The organism is Nocardia sputi (assembly GCF_023501985.1).
The window spans coordinates 431,625-451,900 of sequence record NZ_JAMFLC010000003.1 but is presented as its reverse complement, the minus strand read 5'-3'; the positions used below and the strand labels follow the sequence as shown (position 1 = coordinate 451,900).

The window sequence follows — 20,276 nt, the reverse complement described above, 5'->3', positions numbered from 1 at the left end:
TCAGTTCCCTTCCGTGCCGGTGCCGTCGGGTCCGTAGGTGTCGGCCGCGGTGACGAACAGTTCCGCGGCCCGCTTGGCGCGGACCGTGACCACCGCGCCACGGTAGCGGGCCAGCGCGGGCAGCACGAGCAGCCCCTCGTCGACCACCCGCACCAGCCGCAGCCGCTCGAGCAGGGCCACCACCTCGGTGGTCAGGCGCGGAACGTCGGCCTGCCACTGCGCGGCGAAGGTCGCGCCGTAGCGGTCGGCCAGCGCCCGCACGGTCTCGCGCAGCCAGTCCCGGTCGATGAGCGGATAGGCGGGCGGAGCCGGCCGGTCCCGCTGTTCGTGGGTGTCGTCCAGCGGATCCGTCTCGTCAGCGGGCGAATCCACCGCACGCAGTTCCGCCAGCGGGGCGAACACGGTGGATTCGGGGATGGCTCGGTCGAGCTGGTCGGCCAGGGCCGCGCTGGGGTCCTGGGTGGGGCGCAGCCGCGGCAGCGGGTTGTCGATATCCAGCACCCGGTCGGCGATCTCGCCCGCCAGCAGCAGAGCGACCTGCGCGAGCGTGCCGGTCCCCGGGAAGCGGACGTCCGACAGTCGCCCCGAAGTGTCGATCAGTGCGACGCCCTCGGCTCGGCGCTCGGCGCGCAGCCCGGTGAACAGCTCGACATCCGCGACGACACGGTCCTGGACGAGCACGGGGCGCTCTTCGGGCGCGAGGTCCTCGGCATACACCACCGGCTGCTCGACCAGCGCCCTGCGCACCCGGCGCGCGGTCTCGGCGATGGTCGCCGGGTGCGCGGAACCGCCGGCGGCCGTGGGCTCGTCGGCGAGCAGCCCGCGAACGCTGTGCAGATGTTGCAGCGCCCGCGGCGGCCGGAACAGGGCGAAGACCACCGGCCGGTCGATATCGTAGAGCGCCTCACCGGCCTCCGGATCGCTGGCCCAGCCGCCCGCGTCGCCGTCGGCCAAGGTGAGCGCGCCGCGCACGGTCAGCCAGGCCACCGCGTCGACGAACGCGTCGCGGTCGGCGGCCCGGTCGGTGGCGAGCTCGAGGCCGTCCACCCGGCCTGCGTAGGCGGCGACCTGATCGGCTAGCTCGGACAGTGTGATCTGATCCCCGGCGCGCCCCAGCGCGGCGAGCGCCAAGGCGAGGTAGGCGTAGCGGCGGCGGTCGAAGACGCGCTCGCCGGGTGTACGCGCGGGCCTGCCCGCGTCGAGGCGGTCGGAGACCGGGAACACCCGTGCGGTGGTCTCGGTGACTTCCAGCCGGTAACCGAACAATTCGGCGAGATCTTCGCGGAGTTCGGTGGCCCAGCGGCGGATCAGCGGCAGCGCGATCCGGTCCGGGTAGGTGCGGGTCACCAAGTGATTGGCCAGGATGACTCGGGCGGCGCGCTGATAATTGTCCAGCGCCAGCGCATCGATCGTGCGTCCGTGCATCAGCCGCGCCCCCCGAGCGGCCGGGTCCGGGTCGTCTGCTCTATCTTCAGCGCCCTGTTGTTCAGATGCAGCAGCCCACGGGCGGTGCGCACGACGGTCGGACCTTCGTGCTCGGACACCGTCAGGGTGACGCCGCTGTCGGAGCCGGTGGTGCCCGCCACCCGGCCGCGCACCGGAACCCAGGCGGTGGACGCGGCGTCCAGCAGCCGCAGCAGCACTTCGGTTTCCCGTTCGTCCAGGACCCGGTCGTGCACGTCGCCGGAGGCCAGCGATCTCGCGGCCTCGGCGCGGGCCCGCTGCGCGTCCAGCTGTGCCTCCCGCAGGCGCCGGATGCCCGCGTCGTTGCGGTGGATGCGCGCGGGCGCACCCGCAGAGGGTGGGCGCCCGGTCTCGGCGAGCGTGCGCGAGATCTCCAACGGCGGTGCGTCCCACCAGGATCGGATCGCCGGAATCACGTCGGCGTCCGGATGCTCCATCGCCAGGTGCCGCGGCTTGCCCAGTCCGAACACCGCGTCGAACAGCGCGTGGGCGCCCTCCACCGTCGGCGCCGCGGTGAACCAGCCGGCCAGATGCCGCAGGGCCGACTCGCGGCTGACTCCGCCGCGCCGCGTCTCGGTGACCCGCCGCAGCAGCGACAGCACCGCGGCGATGGCGCTCATGGTGGCCTCGCGCAGCCGCTCGGCTTCCGTCGTCGCCTCCGGCTCCGCGCCTCCGGACGCGACGAACCAGATCCGCAGCCCGTCCCACCTGGCCTGCCAATCCGCCTGACGTTCATCGATACTCAGCAGCACCCGTTCGTCGCAGCGCGCCGCCCGCACGATCAGGTCCTCGACTCCGGTCTCCTCGATCTCGGCGATCGCCGCCGCCAGCCGGGGGGTGAACCTGGCCAGATCGAGGCTGAACTCCCGCATGTGCGCCAGCAGCGCGTCCTTGTGCGCTAGAAACGATTCCGGGGTGATCTCGGTGGTGCGGACCAGGTCGCCGAGTCCCAGGTAGAAGTGCGCGGCGCGGGCGGCGAGGTCGGACAGCGCGGTATCGAGGCGGCGCAGGGTGCGGTAGACACGTTCGGCGTCGCCCGCCCGGTTGGCCTCGGCCAGGGTGTGCAGATCGGCCAGCAACTCGGGCAGGACCAGGCGCGACAACGAGGCTTCGTCGAGGCGGGCGCTGAGCACACCGGCGACCGCCCGGTATGCCTGGAATCCCGCCTGGGAGAACTGGTAGACGTAGTGCCGGTTGCGGTATTCGGCCAGCGTCGCGGCGCGGGTTCCGTCGTAACTGCGTTCCAGCACGCCCCATTGATGGAGCTGGTCGAGCAGCGGGCCGGCCTCGGCGGCGGACAGCCGTGGCGCCGTGGCCGGTTGGTTCGCGGTGTCCGGATCGAGGCTGCGCGGTGTGTTCCTGTCGCGTTCGATCCACTCCGCGACGTCGTCCGCGTGCAGCAACACCACGTACGCCGCCCGCGCACTGTCGAACGCGCGCAGTACCCAGAGGTAATCGGCGCGCCGTTCGGCGGTGGCGAAGGAGAACAGCCGCAGCCGGTCGTCCCAGCGCGGGTCGGCACGGCCGTCATCGGAGTCGGTCACCGGGAACAGGGTAGTAGCGGGCCGGTCGCCGCCTGCGCGACGTTCCGGGGTCGGGCGTGGCCGCGTCCGGTTCGTCATCGTTCGCCGGCGCCGCGCCGCAGGTCGGCTCACTCGGCGGACAACGAACGCAACTGGTCCAGGTACGCGCGGGTGCGCGGGTCACCGGGGTAGCACTCGATGAGCTCGCGCGCGACTTCACCCGCGATCCACAGCAGCGACGGCAGCGAGCGCCTGCTTCCCGCGAACGCGCGTGTGCCCTCGGCCACCGCCAGTTCCAGGTCACGGTTGCGCACCGCGACCACGGCAAGGGTCAGGTGTGCCTCGGCGACCCGCATCGGGTGGCGCAGCGTGCCGTCGGGGCGGGTGGCGTGGCGGATCACCTCGCGCGCGTAGGTCTCGGCGAGCCGATCCTCGCCCGCCACCCGGCAGCAGTCCATCGCGTAGAAGTCGAACTTGTTCGCGTCGATGACGAAATGGTTGTCCAAATTGGCCGGATGGTCGAGTCGCTCCAAGATAGCTCGACCGTCGTCGAGTGCGGCATCCACCTCGCGCGGGTTACCCAGCCTGGCCCAGGCTTTGGCGCGCTGGGCAGCCAGCTGGACGCCGACGCGCAGGTTCTGGCTTACTTCCAGCGTCGGCTGCACGGCCTCGATGACGCCGCGGTAGTTACCCTCGGTGAGCGCGAACCACGCGGTCATTTCCGCTGCCCACGCGGAGATCTCGATGTTCTCCGCCTCCTGGCCCAGCGATTGGGCGGCGCGGCGGGTCGCCTCGGCGGCGGTGCGCCGGCCCAGGTCGTAGTCGACGCAGCCGACCAGCAGCGCGACCCATCCGGCGAGAACGAGGATTTCGCGGTGCTGCGCCAGGGTCAGGCGACCGTCCAGCAACGAGGTGATCCTGCGCAGCCACGCGGTGCCCTCGGCGTGCAGGTCGTGCGGGTCGGCGTAGGAGTATTCGCAGCACAGGCGTTCCGCGGTGATCCGGATTGCCTCCAGCGTCACCGAGGACACATCGGACATGCGCAGTCGTCCGATGAACTCGAGGGTGTCCATGCCCGTCGCCGAGAGCAATTCGTCGTCGCGGTTGGGCCTGGCTTTGGGGAAGAACGCCGCGGTCACCGTGTCGAAGGTGGCGGCGATGATGGGCGCGTAGAAGTCGTCGGGGCGCGATTCGCCCGATTCCCAACGGCGCCAGTTGCGTAGGAGAGTACTGTCGGTCGGCAGATTGTGCGAAGACTTTCCTCGCATCACGCGAACAGCGTCGGCTTGCGACCACCCCCTCGCGTCACGCTCGGAACGCATTCGGACTGCCCAGACGGGTCGATCGTCGGTAGCGGCCACATCTGTAGTATCGCACCAGTTAACGCTCGGTGGCCCCAATAGGGCAGAGGGATGTCCGTGTGTTGACAGCTACATTCGCTCGGCGATGCTGTGCATGCTGGACATGGCGCCGAAAGTTTGCCAGGCCCTCGTGTAAGAGCAACTGCAAGTACATCTGCTCTTGCATGAAGCGCAAATACCCCGTAAAACGGGTGGATCCACATAAGAGAACAGCGATCCCAATCCAACGGAGGTTCGGGTGGAAGCGTTGATCTATGGATACTTGCGTGACGATCTGGCCGATGGCCATGGCAAGGAGCTCGAGGCCGCGATGAGCAGCCTCGCCCGCGAGGAAGGGCTGTGCTTCGCCGCAACGTTCCATGAATCGACCGGAGGTGACGGGACGGCTTTCGCCGAACTCACGGCGGAACTCAAGCGCGCCGACGCGCATCACGTGGTGGTTCCGTCACTCGATCACTTTGCCGGTCAGACGATTCCGCGCGACATCCTGATCGCGAAACTGGCTCAGGAGGCGGCGGCGCGGGTATGGACCGTGGAGAGCTGACCGCCGCGACCGAATTGCCCGGTACCGCACCGGCCCCCAGCGTCGCAACACGGTCGCCGTCCCGGTCACGGCCAGGCCCGCTACCAGGGAAGCGAACAGCCCCGCGAGCCGGTGCTGTTCGAACAGCGGGTACACCTGCCAGTGCAGCAGATAGGCGAACAGCGAGCTGTCGGCCAGCGCCGCAGCACAGACGGCGACCGCGGCGGGAACCCTGATCGTGGACAGCCACACCAGTGCGAGAAGGCCCACCACGATCAATCGTTCCCGATCGGTGACACCGAAATAGCCAGGTACGGCGATCAGTACGACGGCGCTGACCGTCATCCGCTGCCACATCGACGTCGCCTTCGCCGCCGCCCAGCCGAGCGCGAACAGCCACACCGCAAGCGGAGAGAACGGAATGTCCTTCGCCGAATACAGACCGAACGCCTGGTATCGGAAGACGAGGCTCAGCGCGACCAGCGCCATCGCGAACCAGAACGGCTCGGCGCGTTGCCACCGGTCCACCGAGGGAACCCGGATCAGCAGCGCGGCGGCCAGCATGAAGTACACGAGCACCTCGAGAAACCACAGGTGCCCGGCGGTGGCGCTGTCGTGCGGGCCGAGAATCTTGTTCAGCAACAGGACATTTTGCCAGCCGTAGTAGTCGGTGAACGTCAATGTCACCGCCACCCAGAGCGCCGTCGGCGCCGCTATGGAGCCCACGGTACGCAGGGTGTGGCGCAAACGCTCGGCCGGCGGCGCCGTGGTCACGGCGAACCGCCCGAAGTTGAAGCCCGCCACGCCGAGCAGCACGTGCGCCGCGCCCCACAGCACGAACACTCCGGCGTGCGAGCCGATGATGAGCACGATGCCGACAGCGCGTAGCAGCGTCGCGGTGTCGAGCGTCCGCCCGACGCCCCCCGGACTCCCGGGGGTCCGCTCCAGCTCCGCCACGGGCGTATTCGGCCAGTCGGTGGGCAGGCGCCCGAGTGCGCGCTCCAGCCGTGCCGCGGTGGTCACGTAGGTGAGTGAGTTCCCACCGAGATCGACGAACGTGCTGTGCGCGTGGATGCGCGCGGGGTCGATGCCGAGGGCGGAGGCGAACAGGGCGCGGATGTCACGCACCTGCGGCGCGCTACCGGCCAACCGGTGGATGGCCGGATAGTCGGGTTTGCCGTTGGGCAGCCGTGGCATCCGCTCGACCTGGCAGCTCCGGACCGCCGCGGCGGGCAGGCCGGACAGTCGCGCGGCCAGCTCGGTCGGATCGGACCGCGAGGTCTCCACCGCGACGACCAGGTGGGTGTCGTCTGCGGCGCAGCACGCGGTGCAGCCGGCCTCGGCCAGGCGGGATTCCAGACGTTCCAGATCGATGCGCAATCCGAAGATCTTCGCGAATCGGCTGCGTCTGCCGACCACCTGATAGAGGCCCTCGGGCGTACGCCGGGCCAGATCGCCGGTGCGCAGAGCCTCGATCGTGTGACCGAGTGCCAGGCCGTCGGCGGACGTCGCGTACCCCATCATCACGTTGGGCCCGTGATAGACCAGCTCGCGGGGCGCGTCGTCACCGTCATCGTCATCGGCTTCCTCGACCGGTTCGAGGGTGAATTCGCCGCCGGGGATCGGTATCCCGATACAGTCGGGGTGGGCGTCGGCCAGATGCGCGGGCAGATAGGCCATCCGGGCGGTGGCCTCGGTCTGGCCGTACATGACCACGAAGTCCCAGCCGCGTTCGCGGCCGAGTTCGGCGTATGCGCGCACGCGCTCGGGCGCGAGCCTGCCGCCCGCCTGGGTGACGTAACGCAGGTGCGGCAGCGTCATATCGGCGAAACCGATCCGGTCGAGCAGATCGATGGTGTAGGGCACCGCGGCGAAAGACGTTGCGCGGCAATCCCGGAATTCGCGCCAGAATTCCTCGTCCAGTACCGACCGGTCGGTGAGTAGGAGGCTCGCCCCGCGCCATAGGTGGCTGTGCACCACCGACAGCCCGTAGCAGTAGAACATCGGCAAGGTGGTGGCCGCGCGGTCGTCCGGGCCGATGGCCAAGTACTCGGCGATGGCCGCGGCGTTGGAGCGCAGGTTCGTCGTCGAGAGCCGCACCAGCTTCGGCGACCCGGTGGATCCCGACGTGCTCAGCAGCAGCGCCAGATCCGGATGCAGGCGATGCGCCGAGTTCTCCCGGACCACGCGGGTGCGGCCCGCTTCGACGAGGACGTCTGGGTCGTAGGTGTCCCGCAATTCCGCAGTGATCTTCTCGGCCAGCAACACGACGCACCCGGCGCTGAGCGCGCCGAGATAAGCGACGAGCGAGGCGAGGTCATTGCGCGCGGCGAGCGCGACGAGGCGACGGGCCGGCCCCAGCTCGGTCGCGTAGTTCTCGACGAGCGTGGCAAGCCGTGCGTAGGTCACCTGCCGCGCGGAGCGCGCCCGGGCGGCGCCGTCCACGCCCGCGAAGCCGGGGCAATGGACGGCGATTCGGTCGTCGAAGCCGCGCAGACGCTCGACGATCGGATGCACGGTCACCGGCGAAGTGTAGGAGGCGGTCGTTTCCCGGTCCGAAGGTGCCCCCAGCGAACTTCCGGTGAACTCGGCGGCGTCCGGTCGCGGAAGCGAAGGCCCCGCCGCGCAACCGATCAGAGACCGAAGCTGCCCGGACCCCGTCTGCGCAGGTATTTCTCGAATTCGGCCGCGATGGCGTCGCCATCGATCTTGGCCATCGCCTCGTTCACGTCGACGGCGGCGTCGCCGCGCTCCTCCAGCGAGCGCACGTACTCGCTGATCTCCTCGTCACCCACGGTCATCTCGTTCACCGCGATTTCCCAGTCCTCGGCCTGCTTGGGCAGCTCACCCAACGGCACCTCGATGTCGAGCACGTCCTCGACCCGGTGCAGCAGTGCGATGGTCGCCTTCGGGTTCGGCGGCTGGGAGACATAATGCGGGACGGCGGCCCAGAACGACACCGCGGGGACGCCCGCCTTCACGCACTGGTCCTGCAGTACGCCGGTGATCCCGGTGGGCCCCTCGTAGCGCGTCTGTTCCAGGTTGAACCGCTCGGCCGCCTCTTTGCTGTAGGCCGAGCCGGTGACCGGCACCGGTCTGGTGTGCGGAGTGTCGGCGAGCAGCGCGCCGAGGATGACCACGGTCTGCACTCCGAGCTGCTCGATGAACTCCAGCAGGTCGCCGCAGAAGCTGCGCCAGCGCATATTCGGTTCGATACCGCGCAGCAGCACCACGTCGCGGTCGCTGCCGGGCGGCGAGCAGACCGACAGCATGGTCGACGGCCACTGGATTTCCCTGGTCACACCGTCCACCTGACGCACGGTGGGCCGGTTGACCTGATAGTCGTAGTAGTCCTCGGAGTCGAGTTCGGCCAACGGTTCGGCGTCCCAGATCAGTTCCAGATGCTCGACGGCGCCGCTGGCCGCGTCACCGGCGTCGTTCCACCCCTCGAAGGCGGCGACCAGTACCGGATCCCGCAACGTCGGCAGTTCCGGATCGGGAGTTTCACTGGCGTTCACTCGGTCAGCCTACGGTGTGCGGCGATATGGCGTGTCGTATGACGGCCGGAGAGGGTGGCGTGTTTCCGCCCGCGCCCACGGCGGTGTGGCGCCGGACATGTGGTCCAGGCCACCGAGCCTCGATGTGGGGGCCGGATCGTCCGCCCCGCCCACTACGCTGGAACGCATGTCTGCGTCCATCCCCGCCGAGTTCGATACCACGCTACTCGACACGCTGCGCCGCCGTGTCGTCATCGGCGACGGTGCGATGGCCACCATGCTGCAAGCCGCCGATCTGACCCTGGACGATTTCCGCGGGCTGGAGGGCTGCAACGAGATCCTCAACGACACCCGCCCCGACGTCCTGCGCGGCATCCACCGGGCTTATTTCGAGGCGGGCGCCGACGCGGTCGAGACCAACACCTTCGGCTGCAACCTCCCCAACCTCGCCGACTACGACATCGCCGACCGGATCCGCGACCTCTCCGAGCGGGGCACCCGGCTGGCCCGCGAGGTCGCCGACGAGATGGGTCCGTCCTCCGACGGTACGCCACGGTACGTGCTCGCTTCGATGGGACCGGGCACGAAGCTGCCCACGCTGGGTCACGCTTCCTTCGCCGCGCTGCGCGACGCCTACACCGAGGCCGCCCTCGGCATGCTCGACGGCGGCGCCGACGCGATCCTCATCGAGACCTGCCAAGACCTGCTGCAGGTGAAGGCGGCGGTAACCGGCAGCAGGCGCGCGATGGCGAAGCTCGGCCGCCGGATCCCGGTCATCACGCACGTCACCGTCGAGACCACCGGCACAATGCTGGTCGGCAGCGAGATCGGCGCGGCGCTCACCGCGCTGGAGCCGCTCGGCATCGACATGATCGGCCTGAACTGCGCGACCGGCCCGGACGAGATGAGCGAGCATCTGCGCCATCTGTCCAAGCACGCGCAGGTGCCGGTCTCGGTGATGCCGAACGCCGGGTTGCCGGTACTCGGCGCGGGCGGGGCGGTGTACCCGCTCACGCCCGAGGAACTGGCGGTCGCGCTGCGCGGATTCGTCTCCGAATTCGGGCTGGCCCTGGTCGGCGGCTGCTGCGGGACCACGCCCGAACACATTCGCCAGGTCACCGCCGCGGTGCGTGAGGTAGAGGCCGCCCTGCCGCCGATCGCCGAGCGGCGCGCGCCGGTGCACGAGCCGAGCGTGTCCAGCATGTACACCGCGGTGCCGTTCGAACAGGACGCCTCGGTTCTGATGATCGGCGAGCGCACGAACGCCAACGGCTCCAAAGCCTTCCGCGAGGCCATGCTGGCCGAGGACTGGCAGAAGTGCCTGGACATCGCCAAGGACCAGACCCGCGACGGCGCGCACATGCTCGACCTGTGCGTCGACTACGTCGGCCGCGACGGCACCCGCGACATGGCGGAGCTGGCCGCGCGGCTGGCCACCGCCTCGACGCTGCCGATCATGCTCGACTCCACCGAGACCCCGGTGCTGCAGGCCGGGCTGGAACACCTCGGCGGACGCTGCGCGGTCAATTCGGTGAACTACGAGGACGGCGACGGTCCCGATTCGCGTTTCCAGCAGACCATGCGGCTGGTCGCCGAGCACGGGGCGGCGGTGGTCGCGCTGACCATCGACGAGGAGGGCCAGGCCCGCACCGCGGCGAAGAAGGTGGAGATCGCCGAACGGCTGATCGCCGACATCACCGGCAACTGGGGATTGTCGGAGAGCGACATCATCATCGACACGCTCACCTTCACCCTCGGCACCGGCCAGGAGGAGTCCCGTCGTGACGGCCTGGAGACCATCGAGGCCATCCGCGAGCTCAAGCGCCGCCACCCTCGGGTGCAGACGACGCTGGGTCTGTCCAATATCTCCTTCGGTCTCAACCCGGCGGCCCGGCAGGTGCTCAACTCGGTCTTCATGCACGAATGCGTGGAGGCCGGTCTGGATTCCGCGATCGTGCACGCCTCGAAGATCGTCCCGATCAGCCGGATTCCGGACGAGCAGCGCGAGGCCGCGCTGGATCTGGTGTACGACCGCCGCTCCGAGGACTACGACCCGCTGCAGAAGCTGATGGCGCTGTTCGAGGGCGTGTCCACCTCATCGTCGAGGGCGTCGCGGGCCGAGGAGTTGGCCGCGCTGCCGCTGTTCGAGCGGCTGGAGCGGCGGATCGTGGATGGCGAGCGGGCGGGGATCGAGGACGATCTGGACGCGGCCATGGCCGAGGTGCCGCCGCTGCAGATCATCAACGAGACCCTGCTGGCGGGGATGAAGACGGTCGGCGAGCTGTTCGGCTCCGGCCAGATGCAGCTGCCGTTCGTGCTGCAGTCCGCCGAGGTGATGAAGACCGCTGTCGCCTACCTGGAACCGCACATGGAAGCCACCGACGACAGCGGCAAAGGCCGCATCGTGCTGGCCACCGTCAAGGGCGACGTGCACGACATCGGCAAGAACCTGGTCGACATCATCCTGTCCAACAACGGCTACGAGGTGGTCAACCTCGGCATCAAGCAGCCGATTTCCACCATCCTCGACGCGGCGGTGGACAAGAAGGCCGACGTCATCGGCATGTCCGGCCTGCTGGTGAAGTCGACCGTGGTGATGAGGGAGAACCTCGAGGAGCTCAACGCCAAGGGCGTGGCCGAGCAATTCCCGGTGTTGCTGGGTGGTGCGGCGCTCACCCGCTCGTACGTGGAGAACGACCTGACCGAGGTCTACGAGGGCGACGTGCACTACGCGCGCGACGCGTTCGAGGGTTTGCGGCTGATGGGCGACATCATGACCCGCAAGCGCGGCGGCGGGCTCGATCCGGACAGTCCGGAGGCCATCGCCGAGCGCGAGAAGGCCGCCGAGCGCAAGGCGCGTCACGAGCGCTCGAAGCGGATCGCCGCTGAGCGCCGGGCGGCGGAGGTGCCCGTCGTGGTGCCCGAGCGCTCCGACGTCGCGGCGGACCTGCCGGTGCCGGTGCCGCCGTTCTGGGGCACGCGGGTGGTGAAAGGCCTCGCCCTGCACGAGTACTCGGGCTTGCTCGACGAACGGGCGTTGTTCCTGGGGCAGTGGGGGCTGCGCGGGCAGCGGGCCGGCGACGGCCCCAGCTACGAGGAACTGGTGGAGACGGAGGGCAGGCCGCGGCTGCGCGCCTGGCTGGACCGGCTGAGCACGGAAGGCGTGTTGCAGCACGCCGCGGTGGTCTACGGCTACTTCCCGGCGGTTTCCGAAGGCGACGATGTCGTCGTGCTCACCGAACCCGATCCCGATGCGCCGCAACGGTATCGGTTCACCTTCCCGCGCCAGCAGCGCGACCGATTCCTGTGCATCGCCGACTTCATCCGTTCGCGGGAGTACGCCAGGACGACCGGTCAGGTCGACGTCTTGCCGTTCCAGCTGGTCACCATGGGGCAGCCGATCGCGGACTTCGCCAACGAGCTGTTCGCGGGCGACAGCTACCGCGATTACCTCGAGGTGCACGGCATCGGCGTCCAGCTCACCGAGGCGCTCGCCGAGTACTGGCACCGCCGCATTCGCGAGGAACTCGTCCTCGACGGCCACGCCGTCGCCGACTCCGACCCCGACGACGTGCAGGAGTACTTCAAACTCGGCTATCGCGGCGCCCGCTACTCCTTCGGCTACGGCGCCTGTCCCGAGCTGGAGGACCGCGCCAAACTGGTCGACCTGCTCGAGGCCGATCGCCTCGGCGTCGTTCTCTCCGAAGAGCTGCAGCTGCATCCGGAGCAGTCCACCGACGCCTTCGTCCTGCTGCATCCGGAGGCGAAGTACTTCAACGCGTAAGCGTCCGCGGGAAGGCGGTGCGGCATCGCGCCAAGGGCCTTTGCTACCTGCCCGGATGCCGTATCGCACACGGAACGCGGCGCTCATCGGCGCGTCACGGTGCGCGGGCGCGCGGTGTTGACCTGGGCGATCGTCCGTCCCGGGACCGGGAGGTGGATGTGTGTCGGGTGGATGTGCCATTGTCGAAGGCGTTGTAACTGCATCCGGGGCAGTCGGCGGATGCGTTCGCGTCCCTGCTCAGTGGTGCAAAGCAGCTCGGCGCGTACGCCTTCGGAGACCTTCCGGGCTTGCGCGCGGAATGCGGGAACGGCTAGGCGCGCAAGTAGGAGAGGCACACCACCATGACGGCGGATCGATTGATCGCGGGACGGTACCGGCTCACGGATCCGATCGGCACCGGCGCCATGGGTGTGGTCTGGCGGGCCACCGATGTCCGGCTGCAGCGCACCGTCGCGGTCAAGCAGGTGCTGCTCGGTCCCGGACTGTCCGGGTCGGCGAAGCTGGAGGCCAAGCGGCGCGCCATGCGTGAGGGCCGGATCGCGGCGCGGCTGCACCATCCGAACGCCATCACCGTGTTCGACGTGGCCGAGGAGGACGGCCAGCCCTGGTTGGTCATGGAGTACATGGACGCCCCGAGCCTGGCGACCAAACTGTCGGGCGGTCGCACGCTGCCGCCGCTCGAGGTCGCCCGGATCGGCGCGCAGGCTGCGAGCGCCCTGACCGCCGCGCACGCCGCGGGGATCATGCACCGGGATGTGAAGCCGGCGAACCTGCTCGTCGCCGACGACGGCACGGTCAAGATCACCGACTTCGGCATCTCCCGCGCGGTCGGCGACGTGACAGTCACGGCCACAGGCTTTCTCGCCGGTACGCCGGCCTATCTGTCGCCCGAGGTCGCGCGCGGCGAGGATCCGGAACCCGCTTCCGACGTCTTCGCCCTCGGTTCGACGCTGTACGCGGCGGTGCAGGGTACTCCGCCGTTCGGCGAGGGCGACAACCCGCTCGCCCTGCTACACGCGGTCGCGCGGGCCGAGATCCCGCCACCCGAGTCCGCCGGCCCGCTGGGGCCGGCGCTGATGTACCTGCTCGCTCCGGCCGTCGCCGACCGCCCGAGCATGCCGGAGGCTCAGGCGGTCCTCGAAGCCGTTGCGACGGGCCGGGATCCACAATTGCCCGCGCCGGTGACGAAGGTGATTCCCACCTCCGCCACGGCCGCCGCCGAGACGACAGTGCTGCCGAGCCGCGCCGCTGCCGCATCGCCGGAGCAGCCGGGCGACTCCGGCGTCACCGCCGTCGTGCCCGCCGCTGTGCCGGGGCCGCCCGCGCCGCAAGCGGTGACGTCACCGCCGGTGCCGAGGCGCGGGGCCGCGGCGACGTTGCCGGGCGTTCTGAGTGGCCGACGGCGCGGCCGACTGATCGCCGTGGAAGTTGCCGCCGTGGTCGGGGTGTTGATTCTGGTCGGCATCATCGCGATGCTGGCCAGAGGAGACGGCGAGGGTGGCGCCGCGCCGACGTCGTCGATCGTCCCTCCGGCCGCCGTAGGTCCCGAGAACGCGCCGTCACCGGCGGACGCGGCCGGAACCGAGCCGCGACAGGCTCCTGCCCAAGCCCCGGCGCAAGCCCCCGCCTCTGCGGCACCAGTGCCCACTTCCGTGCCCGTGCCGGGGCCCGCGACCACTTCAGCGGTTGCCCCGCCGCCTCCGCCCGCCCCGGGAACCACCGCTCCGGCGCCGACGACGAACCCCGCCCCGAGCGCCACCACCGCGCCTCCCAGCCCCACGCCCCAGCCCACCACGTCGAGCCATGCCCCGACCACCACCGGCCCGGCTACCACCGCGACGACCACTCCGTCCGGTCCGCCGACGCCCGACCGGATCGCCTCGTTCATCCAGGGTTACTACGGCATGCTGCCCGCCAACGTGTCCGGCGCTTGGACGCAGCTGGCCCCCGGATACCAGGCCAGGACCGGTTACGACTCCTACGTGAACTTCTGGGGCACGATCCGCTCGGTAAGCGTGGGCCCGGTCACACAGAACGGTGCGAATCGGGCGGTGGTCGCGCTCACCTATACCCTGAAGAACGGCACGACGACCTCTGAGAACCGATGGATCGAGGTCGTCGGGGACAACGCCAAGCTGCAGATCGCCGCCTCGGGAACATAGGTGCTGCTCGCCTCTGCCGCGGCCCGCGGTGGTGCCGCTCGCCCGGCCGAGCGCGGGATGGTGGCCGCACGTTGTCGCGCGGTGCCGGTCCCGCCGACTGGTCAGCGCCGTCCGTTCCGGCGCGATGGGCGCCGGGCCGCGCTGTTCGATACGGCCGCATCAGCTGGGCGGCGCTACAGCCGGTCTTCGTCCGGCGACACGGTTCGTGCGGCCGTCTCGGACGGGTGATCGGGTTCGCGCCGGGCAGTACGCATGACATGAACGAGATCGAGGAGACGCACCGAACGTGACAGCGCGATTGGCCGGAGTGCTCTGGGACATGGACGGCACGCTGCTCGACTCCGAGAAGCTCTGGGACGTAGCGGTGCGCGAACTGGCGCGTGAGCACGGCCACGAGATGACCGACGCGATCCGGCACGCGCTGATCGGTGCATCGGGTCCGGACGCTCTGCGGATCATGTTCACCGGCCTGGGGATCGAGCCCACCCCCGACTCGCTGCGGGCGGCGGGGGAGTACTTGGAACGGCGGGTGACCGAGTTGATGACCGGCCCCATCCCGTGGCGCCCTGGGGCGAAGGACGCGCTGGCGATGGTGCGCGCGGCGGGGCTGCCGAGCGCGCTCGTCACCAATACCAAGCGGTCGCTCGCGGAGTTCGGGCTCGACACGCTGGGGCGCGACTTCTTCGATGTCTCGGTCTGCGGCGACGAGGTGGCGCACGGTAAGCCGGAGCCGGATGTCTACCTGCGCGCCGCCGAACTGCTCGGGCTCGACCCGCAATGCTGTGTGGCGGTGGAGGACTCGCCCACCGGTGCCCGCGCCGCTGAGGCGGCGGGCTGCGCACTGGTGGTCGTACCGTGCGAGATCCCGGTGCCGCGCACACCGCGACGAGTGTTCCGGGATTCGCTCATCGGCTTGGCCGTCACGGATCTCGAACGCGCTCTGCGCGTGCGCGGTTGAGTCGTCCGGCCCACGTCATCGCGCGACACACCCGACTCCCGTACACCGAGAGTTACTGTGCCGCAAAAGGAGTGCGCGCAGATAGTATGTGTGACCGTGATCACCGGCAATCTCGCCGAATCCCGGGCGTGTCGGCGGGCGCTCCACCAAAATGACGCCATGGCAGCGTTGGGCGTACTCGACGAGATCGTAGATACGGCACGGTATCCTCTCGGGGATCAGGACGGACCAGGGCTGCGGGAAGCGGTGCGACGCGCCCGTGCGGAACTGGCCGACACCGGCTGCACCGTCCTACGGGGTTTCATCCGGCCGGAGCTGACCGAGACACTGCGGGCGCAAGGGGAGCTGATGGCTCCACACGCGCACTACGAGGTCGAACAGGTCAACGCCTACAACATTCCACTGGACGCCGAACTGCCGGAGGATCATCCCGGCCGGATCGTCTTGGAGCGGGGTAACGCCTTCGTGCCCCGCGACCGCATCCCCGCCGACGCGCTGATCCACCGGCTCTACACCGACGAGCTGTTCCAGCGGTTCGTCGCCGACTGCTTCGGCCTGCCCGAACTGCACGAGTTCGCCGATCCCCTCGCCGGACTGTGCCTCAACGTCGTCGCGCCGGGTATGTCGCATCCCTGGCATTTCGACACCAACGAATTCACCGTCTCGATGCTGACCCAGCCCGCCGAGGACGGTGGCGTCTTCGAGTACTGCCCGAACATCCGCACACCCGAGGCGGAACACCTCGACGACGTCCGCGCCGTGCTGACCGGCACCGGCGATCGTTTCGTCCAGCGGCTCGAACTGCGTCCTGGCGACCTGCAGCTGTTCCAGGGTCGCTTCTCGTTGCACCGCGTCTCACCCGTCGGCGGTGCGCGTCAGCGCCATTCGGCCATCTTCGCCTATACCGATCGTCCCGGAATGGTCGGCACGGTGGAACGCACTCGGCAGTTGTTCGGCCGCGTGCTACCCGACCACCTGGCCGCCGCGGCCGCCGCCGTCCGGGGCGATCGACTGCTCGACTGAGCCGAACGGCTCGACTGACCGAGCTCGACCCGAGAGGACCGACAGTGCCAGTGCCGTTACACACGACCGGGAAAGCGTCTTTCGACGACATCTACGACCGCCCCGATCCGCGTGCGTATTACGCGCGCATGTCCGATCTGGACTACCGCATACCGGAACTGGCGAAACCGTTCTTCCAGCAGCAGATCCGGGAGTTCCGTGCCTCCGCGCGGATCGCCGTGCCGACCGTGCTCGACATCGGCTGTTCCTACGGCGTGAACGCCGCGCTGTTGCGTTTCGACACGACGATCGGCGAACTGGCCGGGCACTACGCCGTCACCGACATCGATCGAGCCGGTCTGATCCAGCGCGACCGGGCACGCGTCGCGGCGCGGGCCGGAGCCGACGACGTCCGGTTCCTCGGCATGGACGCCTCCCGCCCCGCCCTCGACTACGCGCGGGAAGCCGGTCTCCTGCACGAGGTCGTGCACGCCGACCTGGAGTCCGGCGAACCGACCGACGAGCAGCGCGCCCTGCTGGCGAGCGCCGATCTCGTCGTCTCGACCGGCTGCATCGGCTACGTCACCGAAAAAACTCTGACTCGCGTGGCCACCGCGCATCCGCGCAGGCGGCCGTGGATGGCACACTTCGTACTGCGCATGTTCGACTTCGCACCGATCGAGGCGGAACTCGCCGCGCTCGGCTACCGGACCGAGCAGGCGCCGGGGTTGTACGAGCAACGCAGGTTCGCCTCCGCGACCGAGCAAGCGCAGGTGCTGAACACCCTGTCCGCCAACGGAATCGACACCACCGGCCGGGAAGACCAGGGATGGCTGTATGCCAACCTGTACGTATCCAGGCCGCTGCCGAAACATCACGCCGACACCGAGGACTCGCATTGACCGAACGCACCTTCGCCGCCGACGACCACCTACCCCGGGTGCCCCTGCCGACGCTGGAGGACAGCTGTGGCCGGTTCCTGCAGTGGTGCGAGCCGCTGCTGACCGCCGACGAACTCGCCGCCACCCGGGGGGCGGTCGAGGACCTGTTGCGACCCGACGGGCCGGGACGCAGGTTGCACGCGGCGCTCGCGGAATACGACGCGACGCCGGGTGTAGGCAGCTGGCTGGACTTGTTCTGGCCGTCGCGATACCTGGGCAGGCGGGACCGGATCGCCCTGAACGCGAACTTCTTCTTCCTGTTCCGGGACGACACCCCGCTGGCCACCTCCACTGCCGCTACCCAGGTGGACCGCGCCGCCGGCATCATCTCCGCCGCGGTCGACTACAAACTGGCCCTCGACCAGGAGGCCGTCCCGCCGGTGACCCAGCGGGGACAGAAGCTGTCGATGTGGCAGAACAAGTATCTGTTCTCCGAGACCAGGATCCCGGGCGAGGAACAGGACTCGGTGCGGGTCCCTTACAGCGAGGAGTGGCCGGGCCCCTCGCAGGCCCGGCACATCGTGGTGTTCTTCCGGGGTAGCACGTTCAGGATGGACGTTCTGGGCCCGGAAGGGGCGCCGTACTCGCCGGAGGATCTCGCCGACGGGTTGCGCGCGGTCTTGAAGGCGGGCGCACGCCCGGCCCGCGCCGACAGCGCAGTCGGACACCTCACCACCAAGCCCCGCGCGGAATGGGCGCGCAGCAGGCAGCGGCTGCTGGACGAGCCTGCCAACGCCGCGGCGCTCGACGCCATCGAGACCGCGCTGTTCGCCGTCTGCCTGGAGGACTTCGCTCCGCGCGACGAACTGCACGCCTGCGATCAGCTGCTGCACGGCGACAGTGCGAACCGGTGGTTCGACAAGTCGGTGTCCTTCATCGTCTTCGGTGACGGACAGGCGGGCATCAATGTCGAACACTGCGGCCTGGACGGCACCACCATCCTCTCGTTCGTGGACAACCTGCTGGAAACCCCGGTGCGGGAGCACGCCACCCGCTCCGGCGCCCAGGCGCAGGGGCTGCCCGCGGTCGAGCCGATCGAGTTCGTGCTGGACGAGGCGCAGCGCGGCGATATCGCCGCGGCGGGCGCGGCCTTCGCCGACTACGCCGCCGCGAACGCCACCCAGACGGTGTCGTTCCCGGACTTCGGCACCACCGAAGCCAAGCAGCTGGGCATCTCGCCGGACGCGTTCGCGCAGCTGAGCTACCAGTTGGCCCATCGGCGCAGCAAGGGGCTCACCGGCGCCACCTACGAGTCCATCGCGACCAGGCAGTACCGCAACGGCCGCACCGAGGCCATGCGGGTGGTCACCCCGGAGATGATCGCGTTCGTGGACACGATGCAGGACCCGGACGCGGGCGTCGAGGCCCGGCTCGCCGCGGCGCGGACGGCTGCGGCCGCGCACGTGGAACGGGCCAAGCAATGTCAGGCCGGAGACGCGCCGGAGCAGCACCTGTGGGAGCTGCAGTGGATCCAGCGCCGTCGCGGGGCGGAGCTGGGTCTCACCGACCCGATCCCGCTCTACGACAGCCCTGGCTGGACGATCATGCGCGACGACTACTTGAGCACCAGCTCGGCGCCCTCGGTGAACATCCGCTACTTCGGTTTCGGCTCCACCAGCTCCAAGTGCATCGGCATCGCCTACGTCCTGCTTCCGGACCGCTGGAATCTCTACCTGGCCACGCCGAAGCCGGTCGCCGACCAGATGTACGCCTTCGCCGACCACCTCCGCACGGCGGTCGCCGACCTGCGGGCGCTGCTCGCCGGAAACTAGGCGCAACCCGCCCGGTTCTTCCGTACCCGGCCGGGTACGGAAGAACCGGGCGGTCGCCGTTCAGGGCCATCGTGGGCCGGAGCAACGGGTCCTCATCCGGGTCTGAAACAATGGCTCATCGTGAAGAACTTCGAATCCCTGTTCGCCGAGCTGCAGGATCGTGCGGTCAACCGCCCCGAGGGGTCCGGAACCGTCGCCGCGCTGGACGCGGGCGTGCACACCCAGGGTAAGAAGGTGCTCGAGGAGGCAGGCGAGGTGTGGCTGGCCGCCGAACACGAGAGCGACGAGTCGCTCGCCGAGGAGATCTCCCAGCTGCTGTATTGGGTACAGGTGCTGATGGTGGGGCGCGGGCTGAAGCTCGAAGACGTGTACCGACATCTGTGACGGCCGTCCGATACCCCGATTCTCCTCCCGAAAGGACTTCCTCCCATGCTGCGCGTCGCAGTTCCCAACAAAGGCGCCCTCTCCGAATCCGCCGTCTCGATCCTCGCCGAAGCCGGTTATCGCAAGCGCACCGATTCGCGTGACCTGACCGTCCTGGACCCGGCGAACCAGGTCGAGTTCTTCTTCCTGCGGCCCAAGGACATCGCGATCTACGTCGGCTCCGGTGAACTCGATCTCGGTATCACCGGACGTGATCTGGCACTGGACTCCGGCGCACCGGTGCAGGAACGGCTCGCCTTGGGTTTCGGCCGCTCCACCTTCCGCTACGCCGCACCTGCCGAGCTGGAGTGGAAGGTCGAGGATCTCCACGACAAGCGCATCGCCACCTCCTACCCGAACCTGGTGCTGAACGATCTGCGCCGCCGCGGCATCGAGGCGGAGGTGATCCGACTGGACGGCGCGGTGGAGATCTCCATCCAGCTCGGCGTCGCCGACGCCATCGCCGACGTCGTCGGCTCGGGGCGGACGCTGCGTCAGCACAATCTGGTGGCCTTCGGAGAATCGCTGTGCGACTCCGAGGGCGTGCTGGTCGAACGCAAGGATGCCGACCAGGGTGACCGGGTGCGCAACCAACTCGTCGCCAGGGTGCAGGGCGTGGTCTTCGCCCAGCAGTACGTCATGCTGGACTACGACTGCCCGAAGGACCTGCTCGACCAAGCGTTCGTCATCACCCCGGGGCTGGAGTCGCCGACCGTGGCCCCGCTGGCCGATACCGGCTGGGTCGCGGTGCGCGCGCTCGTTCCACGCAAGCAGAGCAACGAGTTGATGGACCAGCTGGCGGATCTGGGTGCGAAAGCCATCCTGGCCACCGACATCCGCTCCTGCCGCGCGTTCTGAACGCCGGA

Annotated in this window: 14 protein-coding genes; 9 read left to right on the top strand and 5 right to left on the bottom strand. The window is 69.3% G+C overall.

All coding sequences use genetic code 11. The features are described from left to right. The 3 genes from M8859_RS06860 to M8859_RS06850 all read right to left on the bottom strand — a co-directional run bounded on the left by M8859_RS06860 (window position 1) and on the right by M8859_RS06850 (window position 4,255). Complete coding sequence (locus M8859_RS06860; RefSeq protein ID WP_159925538.1) at window positions 1-1,425, bottom strand: TIGR02678 family protein; 1,425 nt, start codon at window positions 1,423-1,425, stop codon at window positions 1-3. Continuing rightward, entirely contained in the window at window positions 1,425-2,960 is a 1,536-nt protein-coding gene (locus M8859_RS06855; protein WP_308221169.1) for a TIGR02677 family protein, read from the bottom strand. The genes M8859_RS06860 and M8859_RS06855 overlap by 1 nt, the downstream gene beginning before the upstream one ends. A 155-nt stretch (window positions 2,961-3,115) precedes the next feature. Continuing rightward, window positions 3,116-4,255, bottom strand: a complete 1,140-nt coding sequence (locus M8859_RS06850; RefSeq protein ID WP_159925590.1) for an XRE family transcriptional regulator — start codon at window positions 4,253-4,255, stop codon at window positions 3,116-3,118. Between the two features lie 331 nt (window positions 4,256-4,586). On the opposite strand from M8859_RS06850, the gene M8859_RS06845 reads away from it, so the two are divergent. Further along, the gene (locus M8859_RS06845) at window positions 4,587-4,892 is read left to right on the top strand and encodes a hypothetical protein (protein ID WP_159925534.1); all 306 of its coding nucleotides are present in this window, start codon (window positions 4,587-4,589) and stop codon (window positions 4,890-4,892) included. Here M8859_RS06845 and M8859_RS06840 read toward each other — a convergent pair. Together M8859_RS06840 and M8859_RS06835 are read right to left on the bottom strand one after the other, a co-directional pair. Beyond that, window positions 4,794-7,394 carry an AMP-binding protein gene (locus tag M8859_RS06840; protein ID WP_159925532.1) on the bottom strand — a complete coding sequence of 867 codons (2,601 nt, stop codon included), beginning with the start codon at window positions 7,392-7,394 and terminating at the stop codon, window positions 4,794-4,796. The genes M8859_RS06845 and M8859_RS06840 overlap by 99 nt on opposite strands. A gap of 110 nt (window positions 7,395-7,504) precedes the next feature. After that, on the bottom strand, window positions 7,505-8,389 hold the full coding sequence (locus M8859_RS06835) for a PAC2 family protein (RefSeq protein WP_062972754.1): 885 nt from the start codon (window positions 8,387-8,389) through the stop codon (window positions 7,505-7,507). 166 nt (window positions 8,390-8,555) lie between these two features. On the opposite strand from M8859_RS06835, the gene metH reads away from it, so the two are divergent. From metH to hisG, 8 genes are all read left to right on the top strand, one after another. After that, window positions 8,556-12,152: a methionine synthase gene (gene metH, locus M8859_RS06830; protein WP_159925530.1), complete on the top strand. Its 3,597-nt coding sequence runs from the start codon at window positions 8,556-8,558 to the stop codon at window positions 12,150-12,152. A gap of 341 nt (window positions 12,153-12,493) precedes the next feature. Continuing rightward, window positions 12,494-14,314, top strand: a complete 1,821-nt coding sequence (locus tag M8859_RS06825; protein ID WP_159925528.1) for a serine/threonine-protein kinase — start codon at window positions 12,494-12,496, stop codon at window positions 14,312-14,314. Window positions 14,315-14,600: 286 nt separating this feature from the next. Continuing rightward, window positions 14,601-15,272: an HAD family hydrolase gene (locus M8859_RS06820; protein ID WP_321212605.1), complete on the top strand. Its 672-nt coding sequence runs from the start codon at window positions 14,601-14,603 to the stop codon at window positions 15,270-15,272. 159 nt (window positions 15,273-15,431) lie between these two features. Further along, on the top strand, window positions 15,432-16,295 hold the full coding sequence (locus M8859_RS06815) for a HalD/BesD family halogenase (RefSeq protein ID WP_159925526.1): 864 nt from the start codon (window positions 15,432-15,434) through the stop codon (window positions 16,293-16,295). 44 nt (window positions 16,296-16,339) lie between these two features. Further along, window positions 16,340-17,176, top strand: coding sequence for a class I SAM-dependent methyltransferase (locus M8859_RS06810; RefSeq protein WP_195071393.1), 837 nt, complete (start codon window positions 16,340-16,342; stop codon window positions 17,174-17,176). After that, window positions 17,173-18,987 carry a choline/carnitine O-acyltransferase gene (locus tag M8859_RS06805; protein WP_159925524.1) on the top strand — a complete coding sequence of 605 codons (1,815 nt, stop codon included), beginning with the start codon at window positions 17,173-17,175 and terminating at the stop codon, window positions 18,985-18,987. The genes M8859_RS06810 and M8859_RS06805 overlap by 4 nt, the downstream gene beginning before the upstream one ends. A gap of 102 nt (window positions 18,988-19,089) precedes the next feature. Continuing rightward, window positions 19,090-19,371, top strand: coding sequence for a phosphoribosyl-ATP diphosphatase (locus M8859_RS06800; RefSeq protein WP_174315390.1), 282 nt, complete (start codon window positions 19,090-19,092; stop codon window positions 19,369-19,371). 45 nt (window positions 19,372-19,416) lie between these two features. After that, complete coding sequence (gene hisG / locus M8859_RS06795) at window positions 19,417-20,268, top strand: ATP phosphoribosyltransferase (protein ID WP_159925522.1); 852 nt, start codon at window positions 19,417-19,419, stop codon at window positions 20,266-20,268. Window positions 20,269-20,276: the final 8 nt, after the last annotated feature.

Coding starts and splice junctions, on each gene's coding strand:
- metH (WP_159925530.1), top strand. CDS start 8,556: ATGTCTGCGTCCATCCCCGCCGAGTTCGATACCACGCTACTCGACACG.
- M8859_RS06850 (WP_159925590.1), bottom strand. CDS start 4,255: ATGCGAGGAAAGTCTTCGCACAATCTGCCGACCGACAGTACTCTCCTA.
- M8859_RS06860 (WP_159925538.1), bottom strand. CDS start 1,425: ATGCACGGACGCACGATCGATGCGCTGGCGCTGGACAATTATCAGCGC.
- hisG (WP_159925522.1), top strand. CDS start 19,417: ATGCTGCGCGTCGCAGTTCCCAACAAAGGCGCCCTCTCCGAATCCGCC.
- M8859_RS06815 (WP_159925526.1), top strand. CDS start 15,432: ATGGCAGCGTTGGGCGTACTCGACGAGATCGTAGATACGGCACGGTAT.
- M8859_RS06825 (WP_159925528.1), top strand. CDS start 12,494: ATGACGGCGGATCGATTGATCGCGGGACGGTACCGGCTCACGGATCCG.